Origin of the sequence: Bradyrhizobium sp. WSM2254, assembly GCF_000472645.1 — a bacterium.
Classification (GTDB): domain Bacteria; phylum Pseudomonadota; class Alphaproteobacteria; order Rhizobiales; family Xanthobacteraceae; genus Bradyrhizobium; species Bradyrhizobium niftali.
Map to the genome: position 1 here is coordinate 98,356 of NZ_AXAB01000031.1, position 18,299 is coordinate 116,654.

Consider the following 18,299-nt stretch of genomic DNA (forward strand, 5'->3'; position numbering starts at 1 on the left):
CGGAAAACCGCGTCACGCTTTTCCGGATCATGCTCCCTTGCTCGAGGATTTCGTCGATGCGCGCGCTTCTGGTTTGCTCCACGGCCCTTGTGGCGGCTCTGCTTGCTGTTTCGCCGGAGGTCGCATCCGCCCAGATGAAGCTGTCGCCAAAGGCGACGGCGCCGGGCGGACCCGAGACGCGCTATTTCACCTCGATCGACGGGCTGATGGACGGCAATGCCGACGTGATCCTGAAGGAGACCCGCCAGGGCAAGACGGTCACGGCGGCCGTGCTCGACGTCTGCTATCCGGTCGCGAAAAATTCCGACCGCAAGGACCGCTTCGTCGTCAATCTCCAGGTCGCCGGCCAGATGCTGACCGGCACGACGCAGAGCCTCGGCGCGAAGGCGCCCGTCACCGTCAAGCTGCTGCGCAAGCAGGCCGGAGACACTTTCGAGTTCCGCGGCCAGATTGGAATCGGCCCGGCCGTGACCGAGGTCACCTCGCCCGACAATTCCGATCTCAGCGAGAAGGAGTTTCTGGACAACCAGACCTCCGACGACGGCATCACGCCGCAGCCGAAGGATTTCACCGATGTCTCGCCGGAGGCGATCGCGGTCAAGGTCAAGCTGGACGCCGCGACCGAGTTCCTGAAGAGCCTGAAGGGCCAGGAGGTCGAAGTGACGCTGGCGAGCCTCAGCGTCGGCTGCGACGCGTTGCGCGCCGGCGAGCAGACCATCAACATGTCGGTCGACCCGGAGCGCGCCGGCGCCCTCCTCGCGAAGTTCAAGGCGATGCCCGGCGTCGTCGCCGCGGGCTGGACCGCGGGCATGACCGAGATGGACCGCACCATCCGCTTCGCCGCCGCCGACTGGCGCGACGGCGACAAGATCAACCGCGACAAGCTCGCGTCCGCGGTGGCGGGCGTGCTGAGCCGGACGCTCGCGGCAAAGCCGGTCTCGCAGAGCTTCAACCCGGCCACCGGCAAGCTCAAGCTGGTCTTCAAGCGGCCGAACCAGGATTTCCCGGCGCTCGATCTCACCGACACGATCGAGGTCGCAGGGCTCGTCTCGCCCGACAAGCCCGGCACGACCGACAAGCTCATGCTCTGGATCGGCAGCCCCGCAACCACCACCGCGGACGAGAGCGGCGGCGCCAAGCTCAACCTCTCGGACGAGGCTTCGGCCGACGAGGAAGGCGACCAGCCCGACGACAACGGCTCGATCGAGGCGCTCGCAAAGGAGCTGAAGGGCCAGCGCTGGGACGCCGACAAGTCGGTGTGGAAATAGGCGCAGACACCTACTCTCGGTCATCGCCCGGCCTTGGTGTAGCCGGGTCGCGGGGCATGACAGCGAAGCTAATTCCCGTTGACGCGGAAGCGCAGCAGCTTGGGGCCGAGAAGCGTCAGCACGTCGCCCTGGCGCTTCCAGGTCTCGACGCTGCCGAGCGCTGCGACGAGATCGTCGTCGGCCTGGGCCCTGGCAGGCGGACAGGATCGGTCCTGGATCTGGCCGGGGACGAAGATCACGGTGTTGCCGGCGACCGAGAACTGGCCCTTGCCGCCCTTGCACCACAGCTCCAGCACGACCTCGCCATTGTCGCCGATCTCGATGTTCGGAATCCGCTTCGAGCCCGGCTGCGGCAGCGCCTCCAGCGTCATCTCGGTGCCGAAGGGAAAACCGTCCTCCGCACGCGCGACAATGGACATCGCCAGCATTGCAACCGTCGCACACACCATCTGCCTGAGCGAAACCATGAAACCTCTCGACCGACCTGATTTGCCGCACCTTCTATAAGACGGCGGCGCGATTGAGAAGGTTCGCCTACACGCGACGCAAAAATCCCCGCGGGGACGAGCCCGCGGGGATTTGCGTCGAAATAGGGCCTGTTACTTCAGCACCATCGCCGTGAACGGCCAGACATAGGCCTGCAACGTCACGAGCACACCGACGAGGCAGGCCAGCACGATCGAGTGCCAGAACACGAAGCGCAGGATGGTGCCTTCGTGGCCGTACCAGTTGGTGGCCGTGGAAGCGACGACGATCGACTGCGCGTCGATCATCTTGCCCATCACGCCGCCGGAGGAGTTCGCCGCGCCCATCAGGATCGGCGACAGGCCGAGCTGCTCGGAGGTGATCTTCTGCAGATTTCCGAACAGCACGTTGGAGGCGGTGTCCGATCCCGTCAGCGCCACGCCGAGCCAGCCGAGCAGCGTGCCGAAGAAGGGATAGAGCACCCCGGTTGCGGCGAAGGCGAGACCGAGCGTCGCGTCGACGCCGGACAGGCGCGTCAGCGTGCCGATCGCGAGCATCGCCGAGATCGTGATCAGCGAGATCGCGCACAGCCGGATGGTGCGGCCGTACTCGGTCACGAGCTTGCCGGGACCGACGCCCATCAGGAAGCCGGAGATGATCGCCGCGATCAGCATGCCCGTGCCGGTGAACGAGAGGTAGGTGAAGCCGAACACCGCGCTCTCTTTCGTCGGCCCTGGCGCGACCGGCGGCATCTTGTTGATCATCTGGTGCAGCTCCGGAACGGGATAGTTCCAGGTGAAGATCGAGTTCGCCCAGGTCTTGAAGGCGCCGTTGCCCCAGATCAGCATCACGATGCAGACGATGATCCACGGCAGCAGCGCGCTGAAGAGCTCGCTTTGCGTCAGCAGTGTCTTGTCGAGCGGCTTTGCCGGCGCCATGGTGGCCGCCGATTCATCGCGGCCGCGCAGCGCCGGCGACAACCAGAGCTGCCTGGGCTGCCACACCTTCAGGAACAGGATCAGCGCGCCCATCGAGATCAGCGAGGCGCCGATGTCGACGATCCATGGGTTGATGAAGTTCGAGATCACGAATTGCGGGATCGCGAACGACACGCCGGTGACGAGGATCGCCGGCCAGACGTCCTTCATGCCCTTCCAGCCCGCGAACGCCCACACCACCCAGAACGGCACGATCAGCGAGAAGAACGGCAATTGCCGTCCGACCATCGCGCCGAGGATGTAGGGATCGAGCCCGGTGACCGAGGCAAGGCCCTGGATCGGCGTGCCCAGCGCGCCATAGGCGACCGGCGCGGTGTTGGCGATCAGCGACAGGCCGCTAGCCGCGAGCGGCGAGAAGCCGAGCCCGATCAGCACGGCGCCGGTGATGGCGACCGGCGTGCCGAAGCCGGAGGCGCCCTCGAAGAAGGCGCCGAACGAGAACGCGATCAGCAGCAATTGCAGCCGCCGGTCCTCGGTGACGCCGCCAATGGCGCGCTTGAGCAATTCGAAGCGTCCAGTGGTCACCGTCACCCGGTAGAGGAAGATGACGTTGAGGACGATCCAGCCGATCGGGAAGAAGCCGGTGACGATACCGAGGATCGAGGCGCGGATCGACATGTTCGCCGGCATGGTGAAGACGAAGATCGTGATCAGGTTGGCCACGATCACGGCGATGATGGCCGCGATATGCGCCTGGACGCGGCCGCTCGCGATCAGGACCAGCAGCGTGACGACGGGCACCGCCGCGGCGATCGTCGACAGCACAGGGCTGTGCAGCGGGTCATAGATTTGATTCCACATGGTCTTCCTCCCCCACGCATGTTTGCGGCAGGCGGCCCGCGTGGACAGCCGAACCTGCTTGACGCTGGAAGCGATAACCCCCGAGCTGGACGCGAATTCCTCGCGAATGCGGCGGTTCCCGTCCGCTCACAAGCTCGCGAAGTCCCGAAGGCCCCCACCCCGCGCCGTTACAGCCCATGCTAGGGTTGCAAGCCGCGACAAGCCAACGCAAATTGCAGAACTTGCGACTTTAGTCTAAGCGCGCCCATTTCGGCCATTGCCTCGGCCATTTGGCTCCAGGCATTTGTGCACATCCCCTCAGGAGACAGAGCTCTGTGAAGAACATCAGCGCCACGCTCGCGATCGTCTGGCGAATCGCGGCCCCCTATTTTCGATCGGAGGACAAATGGGCCGGCCGCGGCCTGCTCGGCGCCGTGATCGCGATGGAGCTGGCCCTGGTCGCGATCGACGTGCTCGTGAACCAGTGGCAGAACCGGTTCTACAGCGCACTGCAGGCGAGCGACTGGGACGCGTTCGTCACGCAGATCTGGATTTTCGTCGCCCTCGCCTCGATCTACATCGCGCTGGCGGTCTACAAGCTGTACCTGAACCAATGGCTCCAGATCCGCTGGCGGCAATGGCTGACCCGGCACTATCTGGGCGAATGGCTGCAAGACGCCACGCATTACCGCATGCAGCTCAAGGGCGATGCGGCTGACAACCCGGACCAGCGCATCACCGAGGACGTCAAGAACTTCGTCGAGCAGACCCTGACCATCGGACTCGGCCTGCTGTCGTCGATCGTGACGCTGTTCTCCTTCGTGATCATCCTCTGGGGTCTCTCCAACGCCGCCCCGCTGCACCTGTTCGGCACCGACCTCGTGATCCCGGGCTATCTTTGCTGGGGCGCGCTGGTCTACGCGATCTTCGGCACCGCGCTGACGCACTGGATCGGCGCTCCGCTGGTCAACCTCAATTTCGAGCAGCAGCGCTTTGAAGCCGACTTCCGCTTCAACCTCGTCCGCGTCCGCGAGAATTCCGAGCAGATCGCGCTGCTCAAGGGCGAAGGGGCCGAACGCGGCCGGCTGCTGGACCGCTTCGGCTTCGTGATCGGCAACTGGTACGCCATCATGAGCCGGACCAAGCGCCTCACCGCGTTCACCGCGAGCTACCAGCAGGCCGCCGTGATCTTTCCCTATGTGCTGGTGGCGCCGGCCTTCTTCGCCAAGAAGATCCAGCTCGGCGACATGATGCAGACCGCATCGGCCTTTTCCAGCGTACAAGGCGCATTGTCGTTCTTCGTCACGGCCTACCGATCGCTGGCGGAATGGCGCTCGATCGTCGCGCGTCTCGACGGCTTCGAGATGTCGGTCGATTCAGCCGCGAACCTGCCGGCCCATGAGCCGGCGATCGCCCTCAAGGCCGCCGGTGGCAACGGCAGCATCGCCCTCGATCAGCTCTGCGTGAACCTGCCCAGCGGCACGCCGCTGGTCGCCGCCGACGCCTTTGCCGTCCAGATGCCGGAGCGCGTGCTGGTTACCGGGCCGTCCGGATCCGGCAAGTCGACGCTGTTCCGGGCCATCGCCGGCATCTGGCCGTTCGGCACCGGCACCATCTTTGTCCCCGAGAAGGCGAAGCTGATGATGCTGCCGCAGCGCCCCTATTTCCCGGTCGGCGTTCTGCGCGACGCCGTGGTCTATCCCGCTGCACCAGGCGCGTTCGAGACCGCACGGATCCGCGACACGCTGATCGCGGTCGGACTGCCCGACCTCGCCGAGCGGCTCGACGAGGACGGCCACTGGAACCGGATGCTCTCGCTCGGCGAGCAACAGCGCCTGGGGCTCGCCCGCGCGCTGCTGCACGTGCCGGACTATCTGTTCCTGGACGAGGCCACCGCCTCACTGGACGAGCCGTCCGAGGCCCGGCTGTACCGGCTGCTGACGGAGAGGCTGCCACAAGCCACCATCGTCTCGATCGGCCACCGCTCGACCCTCGACGCCTTCCACACCCGCAAGGTGACGATGGTGAAGGAGGGCAAGATCCACGTCCTCGGCAAGAGCGGAGCGCCGGCCGAGAAGGAGCCGACCGCGGCGCGTTGAGGCGCAAGGCGATCGCTATCGTAGTTGAAAGAACCTCGATAGGCACCTTTCCTTGCGGCCCATCCTTCGAGACGCCCGCCTTTGGCGGGCCCTCAGGATGAAGTCGGATTTTGCGGCAAAATCCCAGACCCTCATGGTGAGGAGCGCTGCCTGACGGCGCGTCTCCGGACGATGCCCTGCATCGCCGGGCGAACCATGAAGGCCCGGCACAGTCGCAGCGCTCCAGGCCGCAAAAAGCAAAAGGGCGGCAGATTGCTCTGCCGCCCTCATAAGCCGTTTCGGGAAGAAACTTACTTCAGGTTGCTCATCGCCGTCAGGTCGAACGACAGCTTGGCGATGCCGGCCGCGCCGCACCAGTTGGAGCCAGCGCCGCCCGGGTTGATCGCGGTGACGTTGGTGGTGCCGGTGGCGTTGAACGCGCTGGTGAAGGCGTTGCAATCACCCTTGTTCAGGTCGGTGTCGGAGTAACGCAGATCCAGCGTGAACACCTTGTAGGTGAAGCCGATGCCGATGTTCCAGGTGTTGTAGTCCTTGTAGGGAATGCCGTTGGCGAACACGGTGCCGGCGCCGGTGCCGTAGAAGGCGTCCGAAGTGCCGAACCACTGACGGCCGAACTCACCCGACACGTACATGCCGACGCCCGAGGGACCGAAGACCGTGCTGGGCGCCGTGTACTTGGCGGTCAACGAAGCGTAGTTGCCCCAGGCACCCGAGTTCAGGAAGTTCGGCGAGTAGTACTCGGTCGCGCCAACGGTAAAGCTGTCGTTGATGGTGTAGTTCACCTTGCCGTAGACTTCGAAGAAGCTGACGTCCTTCTTCATGACGTTGCCGTCGGCGAGGAAAATCGTGGTCGTGCTGACGCCGCAGACGTTGCCGCCGGGAATGCCGCCGGTGAGCACGTTGTCGGCGCAGCTCCCGCCCGGATACAGGTAGCCCCAGACGCCGATGTCGAACGCAAAGGCGCCGAAGGTCGGGCGGATACCGCCGTAGATATCGACTTCAGCCGCGGCGCGGTTGGCGAAGGAGATGCTCTCCGCGGACACGCCGACGTAGAGCTGGAGGTCCTTGGTGACGTTGTAGCGCGGCTCGAAATAGGCGGCGACCGAAGGCTGGTGGTTCGACTGGGTCACGCCGCGGAAGATGTAGTCGCTCATGATCGCGCCGCCGAAGGCGATATCCCAGGGATCAAACGCAACGACCGGCGGGGCCTTCTTGGCCTTCACCGCCATGTCCGCCGCGAAAGCGGAACCCGTCGTCACCATTGCCAGCGCCGTTGCCAACAAAGCCACTTTTTTCATTTCGATCCCCATCACCAGTTCTCACCCAGTCGGTTTCCCGGAAGCCCCCCGGGGCGTACGACCCATATGCAAAATTGCGTTACCGCGACAATCTGGATTGAGGCATGCAAACCGTGAAGCAAAAAACGCGAGCATCTGCCGACTTTTTAGGCGTTCTGGCGATTCCGCCGAAGGTTGTCGGCCTGTGTGGCTTCTCGATCACATTATTTGCATTCCAAAGTGCACAAAGAGGACCGGGTTAGTACGGAGTCCGGCGGTGCGTGCTGCGCTCGACACGAATCGGGCGGTCACCGTGGAAGGCGGCCTCAGGGGGCCGGCGCTTGAGATGCAAAAAGGCCGCAGCGTCGCCGCCGCGGCCCTCCTGCTGTCGGTCATAGTCTCTGGACTGGAGCCGGCCTTCGGCCTGACCCCGGGCAGCCCTGGCCTGACCCTGGGCCTAACCTTGCCCCTCGGCCGGCGTCGGTTCCGCAGAAGACGAAGGCATCGCCCAGCTTGTCTCGGCGACAGGCTCGGGAGCCGGAGACGCCACCGGCGCTGACGGCTTCGGCGCGGGAGCTGCCTTCGCCTTCTTCGGTGCCGCTTTCTTCGCAGCCTTCTTGGCGGCCTTCTTCGGTGCAGCTTTCTTTGCAGCAGCCTTCTTGGCCGACTTCTTCGGCGCGGCCTTCTTGGCGGCCTTCTTGGCAGATTTCTTCGCGGTCTTCTTGGCTGCCTTCTTCTTCGTCGCCTTCTTCGCGGTCTTCTTCGCCGCTACAGCCTTCTTGGCCTTTTTGGCCTTCTTGCTTTTCTTCTTCTTCGCTTTCGCCATCGTGGTCCTCCTGTTGCCGCCGTACAATGGTCGATCGGGCGTCTTTCCGCCGTCACCTTCGGACGAAAGCTCAGCTCGACGCGTTCAATGCCGGCCGCGACCCGCCCGTAGCCCAATCGAGAAGCTCAATCGTGTGTACGACCGGAACTGACGTGCCACTGGCAATCTGCACCATGCAGCCGATATTGCCCGCGGCAATCATGTCCGGCTTGACGCTTGCGATGTTGGCGACCTTGCGATCACGCAACCTGCCCGCAAGCTCGGGTTGGAGAATGTTGTAGGTCCCCGCCGAACCGCAACACAAATGGCTCTCGGGCACATCTTTCACCACGAATCCATTCTTGGAAAGCAATTCTTTCGGAAGGCCCGTGATTTTCTGTCCGTGCTGCAACGAACACGCGGAGTGATAGGCGACGACGATGTTGTCGCCTATCGCAGTGGTCGGAAGACCGAGGCCGGCAACGTATTCGGTGATGTCCTTGGCAAGCGCGGACACCTTCGCCGCATCGGCCGCGAACGCAGCGTCCTCGCGCAGCAGGTAGCCGTAGTCCTTGATCACCGTGCCGCAGCCGGACGCCGTCACCAGGATGGCGTCGAGCCCCTCGCCGGCCGCTTCCGCGCGCCATGCCGCGATATTGGCGCGAGCCCGCGCCAGCGCATCGTGGTCGTTGCCGAGGTGATGAGTCAGCGCGCCGCAGCATTGCTCGTCCCTGACCAGGACGACCTCGATGCCGTGGCGGGTGAGAAGACTGATGGCGGCCTGGTTGATGCGCGGCGCCAGCACCTGCTGGGCGCAGCCCTGGAGCAGCGCGACCCGGCCGCGCTTTTTGCCGAGCGCCGCGAACACGCTGCCTGGGAGGGGGCCGGGCGACGGCAGCCGGTTCGGGGCCAGCGCCAGCATCGCCTTGAGGCGCTGGATCAGTCCGGGCGTGGCCGAGGGCCGCGGCGTCGGCAGGAATACGGCCAGCGGACGGGCCAGCCGCGCCAGCCACATGCTGGCGCGGAAGCGCTGCGGGTCCGGCAGGACGAAGGCCAATACCTGGCGGAGCAGCCGCTCGGTGAGCGGCCGCTGGTAGCGCTGCTCGATCCTGACCCGGGCCTGGTCGACGAGGTGCATGTAGTTCACGCCGGAGGGGCAGGTCGTCATGCAGGCCAGGCACGACAGGCAACGGTCGATATGCTTGACCACCTCCGCCGTCGGCGCCTGGTCCTTCTCCAGCATCTCCTTGATCAGATAGATGCGGCCGCGCGGGCTATCGAGCTCGTCGCCGAGCAGCACATAGGTCGGACAGGTTGCAGTGCAGAAGCCGCAATGGACGCAGGCGCGCAGGATCTTGTCGGCCTCAGCGATATCGGGATCGGCGAGCTGCGCCAGTGAGAATTCGGTCTTCATGCCGCAGCGCCCCGCGTCAGCCGTCCCCGGTTGAGAATGGACTTCGGATCGAAACTGGCGCGTACCCGCTCGCTCAAGGCGGCGATGCCGGGCGCCTGCGGTTGGAACACATCGACCTCGCGTCTGACATCCTCGGCCGCCCGGATCAGCATGGCGTGCCCTCCGACCGCATTCGCACACGCGCGCACGGCCGGCTCATGCGCATCGCCCTTCGGCGGCAATGCGGCCCAGATCAATCCGCCGCCCCAATCGAAGATCATGTCGCCGCCGGTCTCGCGCGCCAGCTGCGTCCCGAGCGCCGCACCCGATGCCGGCGGACAGACGATCCGCCACACCGGCCAGGCCCCCAGCGCGCCGGTGGCCGCGAACGGCAGGACGTCGCGGATGGCGGCCCACAGTACCGAAGACGCCGCGTCCTCGACCAGGGTCGCGGTTCCGAACGGCGCCAGCAATTCGCGCAACGAGCCGGCGCGGTGCGTGGCGGAGGCGGTAATGCCTTCGAGCCGGAGAACGGTCAGCGCCTCGCCCCCGCCTGCAATGTCGCCGAGCCCGTCGGTCTTCGCCCGGAATGCGGATTTCGGCAGGTGTGCGGCGCCGGAGACGTCGAAGGGTGAGCCGAGCGCCGCGGTCATCGCCTTGTTGGCGGCGGCCTCGTCGAGCCCGCGCAGCAGCAGCGTCCGCTCGGCCTCCGGCTTCGGCATCACCTTCAGCGTGACCTCGGTCATCACCGACAGCGTGCCCCAGGAACCGGCGAGCAGCTTGCAGAGGTCGTAGCCGGTGACGTTCTTCACCACCTTGCCGCCGGTCTTGAAGCTGTCGCCGAAGCCGGAAACGGCATGCGCCCCGAGCAGGTGATCGCGCGCCCCGCCCGCCCTGATGCGCCGCGGGCCGGCGAGGCCCGCCGCGATCATGCCGCCGATGGTGCCTGATACGGGCGTGCCGAGCAGCGGCGCGGTGTTCATCGGCTCGAAGGCGAATTGCTGGTTCTTGGCATCGATCAACGACAGCACGTCGGCCAGCGGCGCACCGGCCTCAAGCGTCACGATCAGCTCGTTGGGCTCGTAGGAGGTGACGGCATTCAGCGCGGAGACGTCGAGCACGGCGTTGGTCGCCATGGCGTGGCCAATGCTGCGCTTGCTGCCATGACCGATGATCTCGAGCGGCTGCTCATTGGCAATCGCCGCGCGCACCACCTCTTCGACGTCTTTGGCGTCTCTGACCCTGAGCGTATCCACGGGAAAAGGCGGTAGCGAAATTCGCCGCCAAAATCAAATGCAGCGTGACGCAACGACCACCTGCCGGCGCGATGACGGTCCGGCATGCGACGACAATCCATCAGGCCGGCTCCGCGAAATCCGACAGCAACGGTTCGATCAATATCGAAGCGTTCACGACATCGACACTTCGATCACCGGCGAACCAAAGCCGGCAGGCCATCGCTACAAGCTTGCGCCGATCGCGATCGAGCTCAGCCGATGGAGACAGACATGGAGCGATCGACATGTGCGCGGCCGCCGGCGCCGCGCGTCCACGAAGTGTTCAGCCGGAGGTCGGTGATCACCGCCTTCGGCGCCGTCCTGGCAATCTATCTCTCGCCATGGACGTCGTCATCTCAAGCCCAGCAGCAAGGAGGAAGGACCATGAACCACTATGCCACGCAGAAATCTCTCAGCGCCGCCGTCGACGGCGGCGGCCTGCTCGTCGTCGCGCAATGGGAGGCGAAACCGGGTGAGGCCGACAAGGTCGCTGCGATCCTCGACCGCTTCCTGCCCGAAGCGCAGCGCGAGGACGGCGTCAAGCTGTTCCTGATCTCGCGCGCCAAGGACGATCCGGCCCAGTTCCTGTTCTACGAACTGTTCCGCGACGAGGCCGCCTTCAAGGCGCACCAGGAGAGCGCACATTTCAGGACCTACATCGCTGGCGAAGCGCTGCCGCTGCTGGCGAAGCGGGAGCGAGCGCAATACGGGATGCTGTGAGGGCTCTTCTTCCTTCTCCCCTTGTGGGAGAAGGTGGCATAGGTTGCCTTCGGCAACCGTTCTTAAGGACGCCGAAGCGAAGCTTCGGCTATGGCGCCGGATGAGGGGTTGCTTCAGCGAACTCAACTGCAAGCGGTTTGCGCGGAGAGATACCCCTCACCCGTCTCGCCGCTCTGCGGCGAGCCACCCTCTCCCGCAAGGGGAGAGGGTGCACTGTCATCGCAGCCCTCAGAACCGCGGAATATCTGGGAACGCCAGCTTGCCCGCGTGCACATGCATGCGGCCGAGCTCGGCGCAGCGATGCAGGGTCGGAAACACCTTGCCAGGGTTGAGCAGGCCCTGCGCATCGAAGGCGCATTTCAGCCGCTGCTGCTGGTTAAGGTCGATCTCGCTGAACATCTCGCCCATCAGGTCGCGCTTCTCGATGCCGACGCCGTGCTCGCCGGTGAGCACGCCGCCGAACTCGACGCAGGCGCGCAGGATGTCGGCGCCGAAGGCCTCGGCCCGCTCGATCTCGCCAGGCTTGTTGGCATCGTAGAGGATCAGCGGGTGCAGATTGCCGTCGCCGGCGTGGAACACGTTGGCACAGCCGAGCTGATACTTTTCCGAGAGCTCGCGGATGCGCGCCAGCGCCTTCGGCAGCGCGCCGCGGGGAATGGTGCCGTCCATGCAGAGATAGTCGGGCGAGATGCGGCCGACGGCGGGAAACGCAGCTTTGCGGCCGGCCCAGAACAGATTGCGCTCGGCCTCCGAGGTCGAGATCTGGCAGGTGGTCGAGCCGCAAGCATTCGCGATCGTCTCGACGCGTGTGATCAGCTCGTCGACCTCGATCTTGGGACCGTCGAGCTCGATGATGAGAAGCGCCTCGACATCGAGCGGATAGCCGGCATGGACGAAGGCTTCCGCGGCGTGGATCGCCGGCTTGTCCATCATCTCCATGCCGCCGGGAATGATGCCGGCGCCGATGATGCGTGCCACGCATTCGCCGGCCGCCTCGACCTCTGCGAAGCCGACCATCAGCGCGCGCGCCGTCTCCGGCTTCTGCAGGATGCGCACCGTGATCTCGGTGATGACGCCGAGCAGGCCTTCGGAGCCGGTGATGACGCCCATCAGGTCGTAGCCGGCGTTCTCGCACCCCTTGCCGCCGATCCGCAGGATCTCGCCGCTCATCAGCACGATCTCGCAGCCCAGCACGTTGTTGGTGGTCATGCCGTATTTGAGGCAGTGCACGCCGCCGGAATTTTCCGCGACATTGCCGCCGATCGAGCAGGCGATCTGCGACGACGGATCGGGCGCGTAATAGAAGCCGGCATGCGCGACCGCCTGGCTGATCGCGAGATTGGTGACACCGGGCTCGGTGACGACGACGCGGTTGTCGAAATCGATCTCGCGGATGCGCTTGAACTTGCCGAGCCCGAGCAGCACGCCGTCTTCGAGCGGCAGCGCGCCGCCTGAGAGCGACGTGCCGGAGCCGCGCGGCACCACCTTGATGCCTTGGGCGGCACAATATTTCAGGACGAGCGCGACCTGCTCGGTCGTATCGGGCAGCACCACGACCATCGGCGGCTGCCGATAGGCGGTCAGCCCGTCGGATTCATAGGCCCGCATCTCGGCGGCGCTGTCGATCACGCCCTCGCCTGATACGATTGCGCGCAAGGCGGCGACGATCTCGCTGCGACGCGCCAGCACCGCCTGATCGCTCGCGGGCATCATGATGGCCATGTTACGAAACCTTCGTCCGGCATTGGAATTTGTTCCGCCAAATCAATCACGTCTGCCCGCTCTTGGGTAGGTCCTCCGAAGGTCCCATTGCTTTGTTGCAGCGCAAGTTCTCTCTGGGGCAAGTCTGCTACCACGAAACCTGTCAAGATTTCGCGGCTTGTCCCCTTGCAGCGGACCTGCCAAAACCACGCCCCTCAATCTGACCCGGGAAGAGACGAAGAGCATCCTATGACAAAATTGACTTTCGCCGCGCTGGTTGCCCTCACCGTGACTGTCACCGCACCCGCCGCGATGGCGCAGGATGTCGCGGCCGGCAAGACGTCGTTCAACAAATGCCTGGCCTGCCACGCGATCGGCGAAGGCGCCAAGAACAAGGTCGGCCCCGAGCTCAACGGCATCAACGGCCGCAAGTCGGGCAGCGCCCCGGAGTACAGCTATTCGGACGCGAACAAGAATTCCGGCATCACCTGGGACGAAGCCACGTTCAAGGAGTACATCAAGGATCCGAAGGCCAAGATCCCCGGCACCAAGATGGCATTCGCCGGCATCAAGAACGAGACCGAGATCAACAATCTCTGGACCTTCATCTCGCAGTTCGACAAGGACGGGAAGATCAAGCAGTAAGCGCGCGAGAGGCGGCCGCCAGAGCTTCGGTTCCGACTGAATCAGAACCGAAGCTCAGGCTTCTTGTTTTGACGCGTTTTCTTCACGCGAACCGGTATCCACTTCGCTCGAAAACGCTTTAATCGGCGGCCGCCTGCGCCGGGACGATTGTATCGATCATCGTCTCGATCTCCGTCTTCACCAGATCCGGCACCGCGTTCTGCACCATGTGGCCGAGATCGGGCAGCACGATCAGCTTCGCATTCTGTACGGTCGCGGCGAACGGTCGCGCGTGGATGCTGGTCTTCACCGTCTTGTCGGGCTCGCCGGCGATGATGGTGACCGGCGCCTTGATCTCGCCATAGCGCGCGACTTGCGCGGCGACGGCTTCCTTCAACGTCACCAGATCATAGGCATTGGCGATGAACTCGCGCGGCCGCAGCAGCAGCGGCGTCGCGGAGTCCTGCACGAAACCATCGGGCATGGTCTGCGGCAGAAACACGTTGCGCGCCCCGGACTCGGCGACGACGTACCCGAGCGGCAGCGTGATGGTGTAGGCGAGCAGCGGGCCGATCACGGGCGTTGCGATGAGCTCGTTGTAGCGGCCGACGCCGCCGCGCCAGGGATGGGTGACGGGCGCCAGCATCACGAGGCCGGCGACGCGGCCCGGATGATCGAGCGCAAGGCGCGCGCCGAGCGCCCCGCTCCAGGAATGCACGACGAAGACCGCACGATCGACTCCGAGCTTACGAAGCGCCTCGTCGATCATCCGCGCCTGGATCTGCGGCGTCGAATCCTGCCGCCGCGCGCGCGTGCTCCAGCCATGACCGGGACGGTCGATCAGGATGACGCGATGGTCTTTTGCCAGGAGATCGCCGAGCGGGCGCCGCATCGCTTCGAGATTGGAGCTCGCGCCGTGCAGCATCACGATCGGCAGGCCTGAATCGCGCGGGCCGATGTCGACGACGTGGAGCGTCGCGCCACCGACCTCGATCATCCGGCCCTGAGGTGGAAAGGCGCGTTGCACGGCGACGATTCCGGCCTGCGTGAGGAGCGCCAGCAGAACCAGCGCCGTCACGACTGTCATCACGATCATGGAGAGAATCCGGACGATCCAGGGCACTCGGTCATAAGCCACTTGGTGATTACGGACGTGGCACGCGGCAGTTTCGCCCCAGGCGCCTCGGCACTTCCACCGGAAATGAGGGGCTGTGGATATGTGCATAATTAAAGGTCGGAAAAACTCAATAGAATCAATGATGTTCCTGATGGCACGCAAGCTTCGAACCAGCTTCATGCGGTCGTCATCGCGGCTTCCATATAATCGCCATGGTCGGTTCCGCCATTTAGGCGCGGGTGGGCGCCGATCCTCCTCGCAGCCTCAGGAGATGCGGGAAAGACCGGCAAGATTTGTCCTGGTTTGAACCGGAGGATTTTTCGATGAGCTTGAGATCGAACGACACTGCAATCGACGAGATCGTCGCGAGCTGCAACGGTGACCTGCGCGGTGCCGTGCGGGCGCTGCTCCTGATCAACGAGCATCTCGAGACGGAGCTCGCCAAGGCTTACGCCGCAGCAGCTGATCGCGGCCTCGCAGAGCGCGGCGGCAGCGTCCTGCACTAGGCGGCCCAGACTCTAGTCCGTCTTGTCCTCGTCCTTTTCGTCGTCGGGGTTGACCGCGGGACAGGCGCGGATGGTCGAGCGGGCAAGCTTGGCGTCGGCCATGGACTTGTAGGGACCATCGCCGAACCAGATGTCGCCGATGATGACCGGATTGCTGGTCACGATGTTGCATCTGCCGGTGGCGCGGTTGCCGACCACCCAGAACAGTCCGTCGGCGAGACTCATCGTTCCCGACGCGAACAGCAAGCTACCCGCAAGAATCAAACGCTTCATGGCCTTGCTCCTGCCATGCAGGTAGGCCTGCGGCCGCATGGACGATACCCCAGCTCATGCAACGCGTGTGATCGTGGTTAATCCGCGTGCGCCGCAATCGCTCGGGAAATGATCAAACTATCCCTTTACGCTGGCGCGGCCCTTCCGGTCGGATCGTGCTCTAGATGTCGCGGCCTTCGACCTTCTCGGTCAGCGACTTGACCTGATCGGGGATCTTCTCGAGGTGCGGATTGACGGCGAGCGCCTTGCGATAGGCCTCGAGCGCGCGCTTCTCGTCGCCGACTTCCTGCATGATCATGCCGAGCCCCGCGAGCGCGCCGAAATGGCGGGGTTCGCGGATCAGCACCTGCTGGATGTCGGCGAGCGAGCGGCCGTAATCGTTCTGCATGTAGTAGAGCGTGGCGCGCCGGTTCCAGGCCTCGATGTAGTCGGGCCGCAGCTTGATGACCGAATCCAGCAGCTTGATCGCAATGTCGATCTTCTGGGCGTCGACGGCGGTCTTGGCCCGCGCCATCAGCAGCGAGGCGGTGTCGCTCGGGGTCTGGAGCCAGATCGCCCAGATCCGCGCCTCGACATGCTTGGCGCTGGCATCGTCGGGCGCGGCCTTCAGCGCGCCGAACAGGAAATCGAGATTCTTGCTGCGATCGACCTTGGGCAGCTTGGCCGGCGCTTCGGGAAGCTTCTTCTGCTTGCCGGGAGGGGACGGCGGCTCAACCTGTTGCGCCGCGGCCGGAGCGAGGCCGGCGGTTCCCAGAGCAAGGGCCAGACACAGCGTGCGTGCGAAAAGGAATCTCACCGCCAGGAATCTCACTGCCATGACCGAAGTCTAGACGCACAAAGCCGCCCTTGCAAAGCAAAGGCGGCGTCAAACTCGTGTGAGACCGTGGTCTTGCGGGGCGCGCGGGGCGTCCGGCAGGGCGTGATCAGCCGCCCAGATCAGCCTTGGCGAGCCTTGAAGCGGCGCTGCACCTTGTTGATCACATAGACCCGGCCCTTGCGGCGGACCAGGCGGTTGGCGCGATGGCGACCGCGCAGCGACTTCAACGAGTTACGGACCTTCATGGCAGAATCCTGAACGTTCGAAAGGCCGTGTTCGGCACTACCGTTTCGGCACGCGCGAATGTGGCAAAATGAGATTTTTCCCGCTGGCGGATGACCGCCCGGGACGGGGCGGTTCTTAAGGCATCGCGGGAGGGGATGTCAATGTTAACCGCCGGGTTCCGAACCAGCAATTTCGCGAAAACAACCCCATGCACAGTAGAAGCGGCCGGATCGGCCCGATCGGCCCGATCGGCCAGGTCGATAAGCCACGGCAATGCCTTGCCAAATTCGTTATATCATATAATCAATTTGGCAACCCGTCGGGAGGAAACCAATGCCGAAGCTGAAGCTGCCCAATATCGACGATGTCGTCGCGATCGACATCCACACCCACGCCGAAGAGCCCTGCGGTTGCCACGCCGACGACGGCTATGACGACTTCCAGGCGCAGATGGCGGAATACTTCAAGTCGCCGAACAAGCATCCGCCGACCGTGCCGGAGACCGCGGCCTACTATCGCTCCAAGAACATCGCTGCCGTGATCTTCCCGGTCGACGCCGAGCGCGAGACCGGTTTCCGCCGCTACAACAATTACGAGATGCTGGAGGTCGCCTCCGACCATCTCGACGTCCTCATTCCCTTCGTCTCGATCGACCCGCACAAGGGCAAGCTGGGCGCCCGCGAGGCGCGCAAGCTGATCGAGGAATACGGCGTGCGCGGCTTCAAATTCCATCCGACCATGCAGGGCTTCTATGCCAACGACCGCATGGCCTATCCGCTCTATGAAGAGATCAACAATGGCGGCGCGATCGCGCTGTTCCACACCGGCCAGACCGGCGTCGGCTCGGGCATGCCCGGCGGCATGGGCATGCGGCTGAAATATTCCAACCCGATGTACATGGACGACGTCGCGGCGGACTTCCCCGACCTCAAGATCATCCTCGCCCACCCCTCCTTCCCCTGGCAGGAAGAGGCGCTGTCGGTCGCGACCCACAAGCCGAACGTCTACATCGATCTCTCGGGCTGGTCGCCGAAATATTTTCCGCCGATCCTGGTGCGCTACATCAACTCGATCCTCCAGGACAAGATGCTGTTCGGCTCGGACTGGCCGGTGATCACGCCGGACCGCTGGCTGTCGGATTTCGCCAAGATCGATATTCGCGACGAGATCCGGCCGAAGGTGCTCAAGGCCAACGCGCGCAAGCTGTTGGGTATCTAGGCGCGTACTCATCCCCACGGCGCATTGAGGGCTTCGATCGGTTGTCGAAGCCCCCACGCTCACGCGCGCAAGGCCTCGCTGAGGCGGTCAAGGCGGCCCTAAAACTCCAGCTTGTCGCGTATGGCGTCGATTCCGGCCCTGGCGCAGGCTTCGTCGGCATCACCGCCAGGCGCCCCAGACACACCGACGGCTCCGACCAGCGAACCGCCCGCTTCGACAATCAATCCGCCACCTATGATGACCACGCCGGGGAGATTGCGGATACCGGCCTGCATCATGCCAGGTTGGCTGACGGCATTCAGTTCGGTGGTGCTGGTGCGGAATGTTGCCGCGGTCCACGCCTTGCCCGAGGCCGTTGAAACGGTGTGAGCGCCTGCGAACCTGTCGCGAAGGATCACCTGGGTCCCCCCGAAGCGATCGACGACCGCGACGGCGACCTGGTACCCGCGTGATCGGCAATCGCCAAGCGCTGCCCGGGCCAGATCAAGCGCCAGCTCGGGACTCAGGGATTTGTAGGTCGCGAGCGGCTCCTGCGCCATTGCCAGGTGCGCGAGCATCAACAGGACGGTGGCCGCAAGCAGGGTTCGAGCGAGCATGGTTTCTCCGACATGAGCGGGTCGACGCCGACTTTAACCTAGCACTACTTTGGCAGAATTGGTTTGCGCCACTGTTTTTCAAGGATTTGCTTTCGGCAATATGGGCACTGCTGAGACGGCGGCCGAAGGATGAGATCGAC

The 18,299-nt window shown here is 64.4% G+C and carries 19 protein-coding genes; 7 read left to right on the forward strand and 12 right to left on the reverse strand.

Features of this window, described 5'->3' with window-relative positions; translation table 11 throughout:
- Positions 1-56 precede the first annotated feature (56 nt).
- Positions 57-1,268 (forward strand): hypothetical protein, encoded by a 1,212-nt coding sequence (locus tag A3M7_RS0123275; protein WP_027546052.1) that lies wholly within the window; start codon positions 57-59, stop codon positions 1,266-1,268.
- Between the two features lie 68 nt (positions 1,269-1,336).
- On the opposite strand, the gene A3M7_RS0123280 is transcribed toward A3M7_RS0123275, so the two are convergent.
- Both A3M7_RS0123280 and A3M7_RS0123285 read right to left on the reverse strand, forming a co-directional pair.
- Positions 1,337-1,735: an META domain-containing protein gene (locus tag A3M7_RS0123280; RefSeq protein WP_027546053.1), complete on the reverse strand. Its 399-nt coding sequence runs from the start codon at positions 1,733-1,735 to the stop codon at positions 1,337-1,339.
- Between the two features lie 132 nt (positions 1,736-1,867).
- On the reverse strand, positions 1,868-3,532 hold the full coding sequence (locus tag A3M7_RS0123285; protein WP_027546054.1) for an L-lactate permease: 1,665 nt from the start codon (positions 3,530-3,532) through the stop codon (positions 1,868-1,870).
- A 314-nt stretch (positions 3,533-3,846) separates the two neighbouring features.
- Between A3M7_RS0123285 and A3M7_RS0123290 the strand changes: the two genes are divergently transcribed.
- On the forward strand, positions 3,847-5,610 hold the full coding sequence (locus A3M7_RS0123290; protein ID WP_027546055.1) for an ABC transporter ATP-binding protein/permease: 1,764 nt from the start codon (positions 3,847-3,849) through the stop codon (positions 5,608-5,610).
- Positions 5,611-5,900: 290 nt separating this feature from the next.
- Here the strand turns inward: A3M7_RS0123290 and A3M7_RS0123295 are convergent, their stop codons facing one another.
- On the reverse strand, positions 5,901-6,908 hold the full coding sequence (locus A3M7_RS0123295) for a TorF family putative porin (protein ID WP_027546056.1): 1,008 nt from the start codon (positions 6,906-6,908) through the stop codon (positions 5,901-5,903).
- 104 nt (positions 6,909-7,012) lie between these two features.
- Here A3M7_RS0123295 and A3M7_RS48805 point away from each other — a divergent pair, with 104 nt between their 5' ends.
- Positions 7,013-7,150, forward strand: a complete 138-nt coding sequence (locus tag A3M7_RS48805; protein ID WP_156936968.1) for a hypothetical protein — start codon at positions 7,013-7,015, stop codon at positions 7,148-7,150.
- A 194-nt stretch (positions 7,151-7,344) separates the two neighbouring features.
- On the opposite strand, the gene A3M7_RS44840 is transcribed toward A3M7_RS48805, so the two are convergent.
- The 3 genes from A3M7_RS44840 to A3M7_RS0123310 all read right to left on the reverse strand — a co-directional run bounded on the left by A3M7_RS44840 (position 7,345) and on the right by A3M7_RS0123310 (position 10,341).
- Positions 7,345-7,713, reverse strand: coding sequence for a hypothetical protein (locus A3M7_RS44840; RefSeq protein WP_049823638.1), 369 nt, complete (start codon positions 7,711-7,713; stop codon positions 7,345-7,347).
- A 70-nt stretch (positions 7,714-7,783) separates the two neighbouring features.
- Positions 7,784-9,106 (reverse strand): glycolate oxidase subunit GlcF, encoded by a 1,323-nt coding sequence (gene glcF, locus A3M7_RS0123305; protein ID WP_027546057.1) that lies wholly within the window; start codon positions 9,104-9,106, stop codon positions 7,784-7,786.
- Positions 9,103-10,341 carry an FAD-binding protein gene (locus A3M7_RS0123310; RefSeq protein WP_027546058.1) on the reverse strand — a complete coding sequence of 413 codons (1,239 nt, stop codon included), beginning with the start codon at positions 10,339-10,341 and terminating at the stop codon, positions 9,103-9,105. The genes glcF and A3M7_RS0123310 overlap by 4 nt, the downstream gene beginning before the upstream one ends.
- A 252-nt stretch (positions 10,342-10,593) precedes the next feature.
- On the opposite strand from A3M7_RS0123310, the gene A3M7_RS0123320 reads away from it, so the two are divergent.
- Entirely contained in the window at positions 10,594-11,082 is a 489-nt protein-coding gene (locus A3M7_RS0123320) for a putative quinol monooxygenase (protein WP_084302424.1), read from the forward strand.
- Between the two features lie 228 nt (positions 11,083-11,310).
- On the opposite strand, the gene A3M7_RS0123325 is transcribed toward A3M7_RS0123320, so the two are convergent.
- Positions 11,311-12,804 carry an FAD-linked oxidase C-terminal domain-containing protein gene (locus tag A3M7_RS0123325; RefSeq protein ID WP_027546060.1) on the reverse strand — a complete coding sequence of 498 codons (1,494 nt, stop codon included), beginning with the start codon at positions 12,802-12,804 and terminating at the stop codon, positions 11,311-11,313.
- 228 nt (positions 12,805-13,032) lie between these two features.
- Between A3M7_RS0123325 and cycA the strand changes: the two genes are divergently transcribed.
- Entirely contained in the window at positions 13,033-13,428 is a 396-nt protein-coding gene (gene cycA, locus A3M7_RS0123330; protein ID WP_027546061.1) for a cytochrome c-550 CycA, read from the forward strand.
- A 118-nt stretch (positions 13,429-13,546) separates the two neighbouring features.
- On the opposite strand, the gene A3M7_RS0123335 is transcribed toward cycA, so the two are convergent.
- On the reverse strand, positions 13,547-14,503 hold the full coding sequence (locus tag A3M7_RS0123335) for an alpha/beta fold hydrolase (RefSeq protein WP_027546062.1): 957 nt from the start codon (positions 14,501-14,503) through the stop codon (positions 13,547-13,549).
- 344 nt (positions 14,504-14,847) lie between these two features.
- Here A3M7_RS0123335 and A3M7_RS0123340 point away from each other — a divergent pair, with 344 nt between their 5' ends.
- Positions 14,848-15,030 (forward strand): hypothetical protein, encoded by a 183-nt coding sequence (locus A3M7_RS0123340; protein ID WP_027546063.1) that lies wholly within the window; start codon positions 14,848-14,850, stop codon positions 15,028-15,030.
- Positions 15,031-15,042: 12 nt separating this feature from the next.
- Here A3M7_RS0123340 and A3M7_RS0123345 read toward each other — a convergent pair whose 3' ends face one another.
- The 3 genes from A3M7_RS0123345 to ykgO all read right to left on the reverse strand — a co-directional run bounded on the left by A3M7_RS0123345 (position 15,043) and on the right by ykgO (position 16,365).
- Positions 15,043-15,303, reverse strand: a complete 261-nt coding sequence (locus A3M7_RS0123345) for a hypothetical protein (RefSeq protein WP_027546064.1) — start codon at positions 15,301-15,303, stop codon at positions 15,043-15,045.
- A gap of 160 nt (positions 15,304-15,463) precedes the next feature.
- On the reverse strand, positions 15,464-16,120 hold the full coding sequence (locus tag A3M7_RS0123350; RefSeq protein ID WP_084302427.1) for a tetratricopeptide repeat protein: 657 nt from the start codon (positions 16,118-16,120) through the stop codon (positions 15,464-15,466).
- Between the two features lie 119 nt (positions 16,121-16,239).
- On the reverse strand, positions 16,240-16,365 hold the full coding sequence (gene ykgO, locus A3M7_RS0123355) for a type B 50S ribosomal protein L36 (protein WP_006611362.1): 126 nt from the start codon (positions 16,363-16,365) through the stop codon (positions 16,240-16,242).
- Between the two features lie 313 nt (positions 16,366-16,678).
- Here ykgO and A3M7_RS0123360 point away from each other — a divergent pair, with 313 nt between their 5' ends.
- Positions 16,679-17,563, forward strand: coding sequence for a 4-hydroxyphenyl-beta-ketoacyl-CoA hydrolase (locus A3M7_RS0123360; protein ID WP_011090280.1), 885 nt, complete (start codon positions 16,679-16,681; stop codon positions 17,561-17,563).
- A 98-nt stretch (positions 17,564-17,661) separates the two neighbouring features.
- Here A3M7_RS0123360 and A3M7_RS0123365 read toward each other — a convergent pair whose 3' ends face one another.
- On the reverse strand, positions 17,662-18,159 hold the full coding sequence (locus A3M7_RS0123365; protein ID WP_027546066.1) for a heme-binding protein: 498 nt from the start codon (positions 18,157-18,159) through the stop codon (positions 17,662-17,664).
- Positions 18,160-18,299: the final 140 nt, after the last annotated feature.

Excerpts from the sequence above, each read along its gene's own strand:
- A3M7_RS0123280 (WP_027546053.1), bottom strand. The coding sequence starts at position 1,735 with ATGGTTTCGCTCAGGCAGATGGTGTGTGCGACGGTTGCAATGCTGGCG.
- A3M7_RS44840 (WP_049823638.1), bottom strand. The coding sequence starts at position 7,713 with ATGGCGAAAGCGAAGAAGAAGAAAAGCAAGAAGGCCAAAAAGGCCAAG.
- A3M7_RS0123320 (WP_084302424.1), top strand. The coding sequence starts at position 10,594 with ATGGAGCGATCGACATGTGCGCGGCCGCCGGCGCCGCGCGTCCACGAA.
- A3M7_RS0123360 (WP_011090280.1), top strand. The coding sequence starts at position 16,679 with ATGCCGAAGCTGAAGCTGCCCAATATCGACGATGTCGTCGCGATCGAC.
- cycA (WP_027546061.1), top strand. The coding sequence starts at position 13,033 with ATGACAAAATTGACTTTCGCCGCGCTGGTTGCCCTCACCGTGACTGTC.
- A3M7_RS0123275 (WP_027546052.1), top strand. The coding sequence starts at position 57 with ATGCGCGCGCTTCTGGTTTGCTCCACGGCCCTTGTGGCGGCTCTGCTT.
- A3M7_RS0123345 (WP_027546064.1), bottom strand. The coding sequence starts at position 15,303 with ATGAAGCGTTTGATTCTTGCGGGTAGCTTGCTGTTCGCGTCGGGAACG.
- A3M7_RS0123340 (WP_027546063.1), top strand. The coding sequence starts at position 14,848 with ATGAGCTTGAGATCGAACGACACTGCAATCGACGAGATCGTCGCGAGC.
- A3M7_RS0123350 (WP_084302427.1), bottom strand. The coding sequence starts at position 16,120 with ATGGCAGTGAGATTCCTGGCGGTGAGATTCCTTTTCGCACGCACGCTG.
- A3M7_RS0123295 (WP_027546056.1), bottom strand. The coding sequence starts at position 6,908 with ATGAAAAAAGTGGCTTTGTTGGCAACGGCGCTGGCAATGGTGACGACG.
- A3M7_RS0123335 (WP_027546062.1), bottom strand. The coding sequence starts at position 14,503 with ATGATCGTGATGACAGTCGTGACGGCGCTGGTTCTGCTGGCGCTCCTC.
- A3M7_RS48805 (WP_156936968.1), top strand. The coding sequence starts at position 7,013 with ATGCAAACCGTGAAGCAAAAAACGCGAGCATCTGCCGACTTTTTAGGC.
- A3M7_RS0123285 (WP_027546054.1), bottom strand. The coding sequence starts at position 3,532 with ATGTGGAATCAAATCTATGACCCGCTGCACAGCCCTGTGCTGTCGACG.
- A3M7_RS0123365 (WP_027546066.1), bottom strand. The coding sequence starts at position 18,159 with ATGCTCGCTCGAACCCTGCTTGCGGCCACCGTCCTGTTGATGCTCGCG.
- A3M7_RS0123325 (WP_027546060.1), bottom strand. The coding sequence starts at position 12,804 with ATGGCCATCATGATGCCCGCGAGCGATCAGGCGGTGCTGGCGCGTCGC.
- glcF (WP_027546057.1), bottom strand. The coding sequence starts at position 9,106 with ATGAAGACCGAATTCTCACTGGCGCAGCTCGCCGATCCCGATATCGCT.
- ykgO (WP_006611362.1), bottom strand. The coding sequence starts at position 16,365 with ATGAAGGTCCGTAACTCGTTGAAGTCGCTGCGCGGTCGCCATCGCGCC.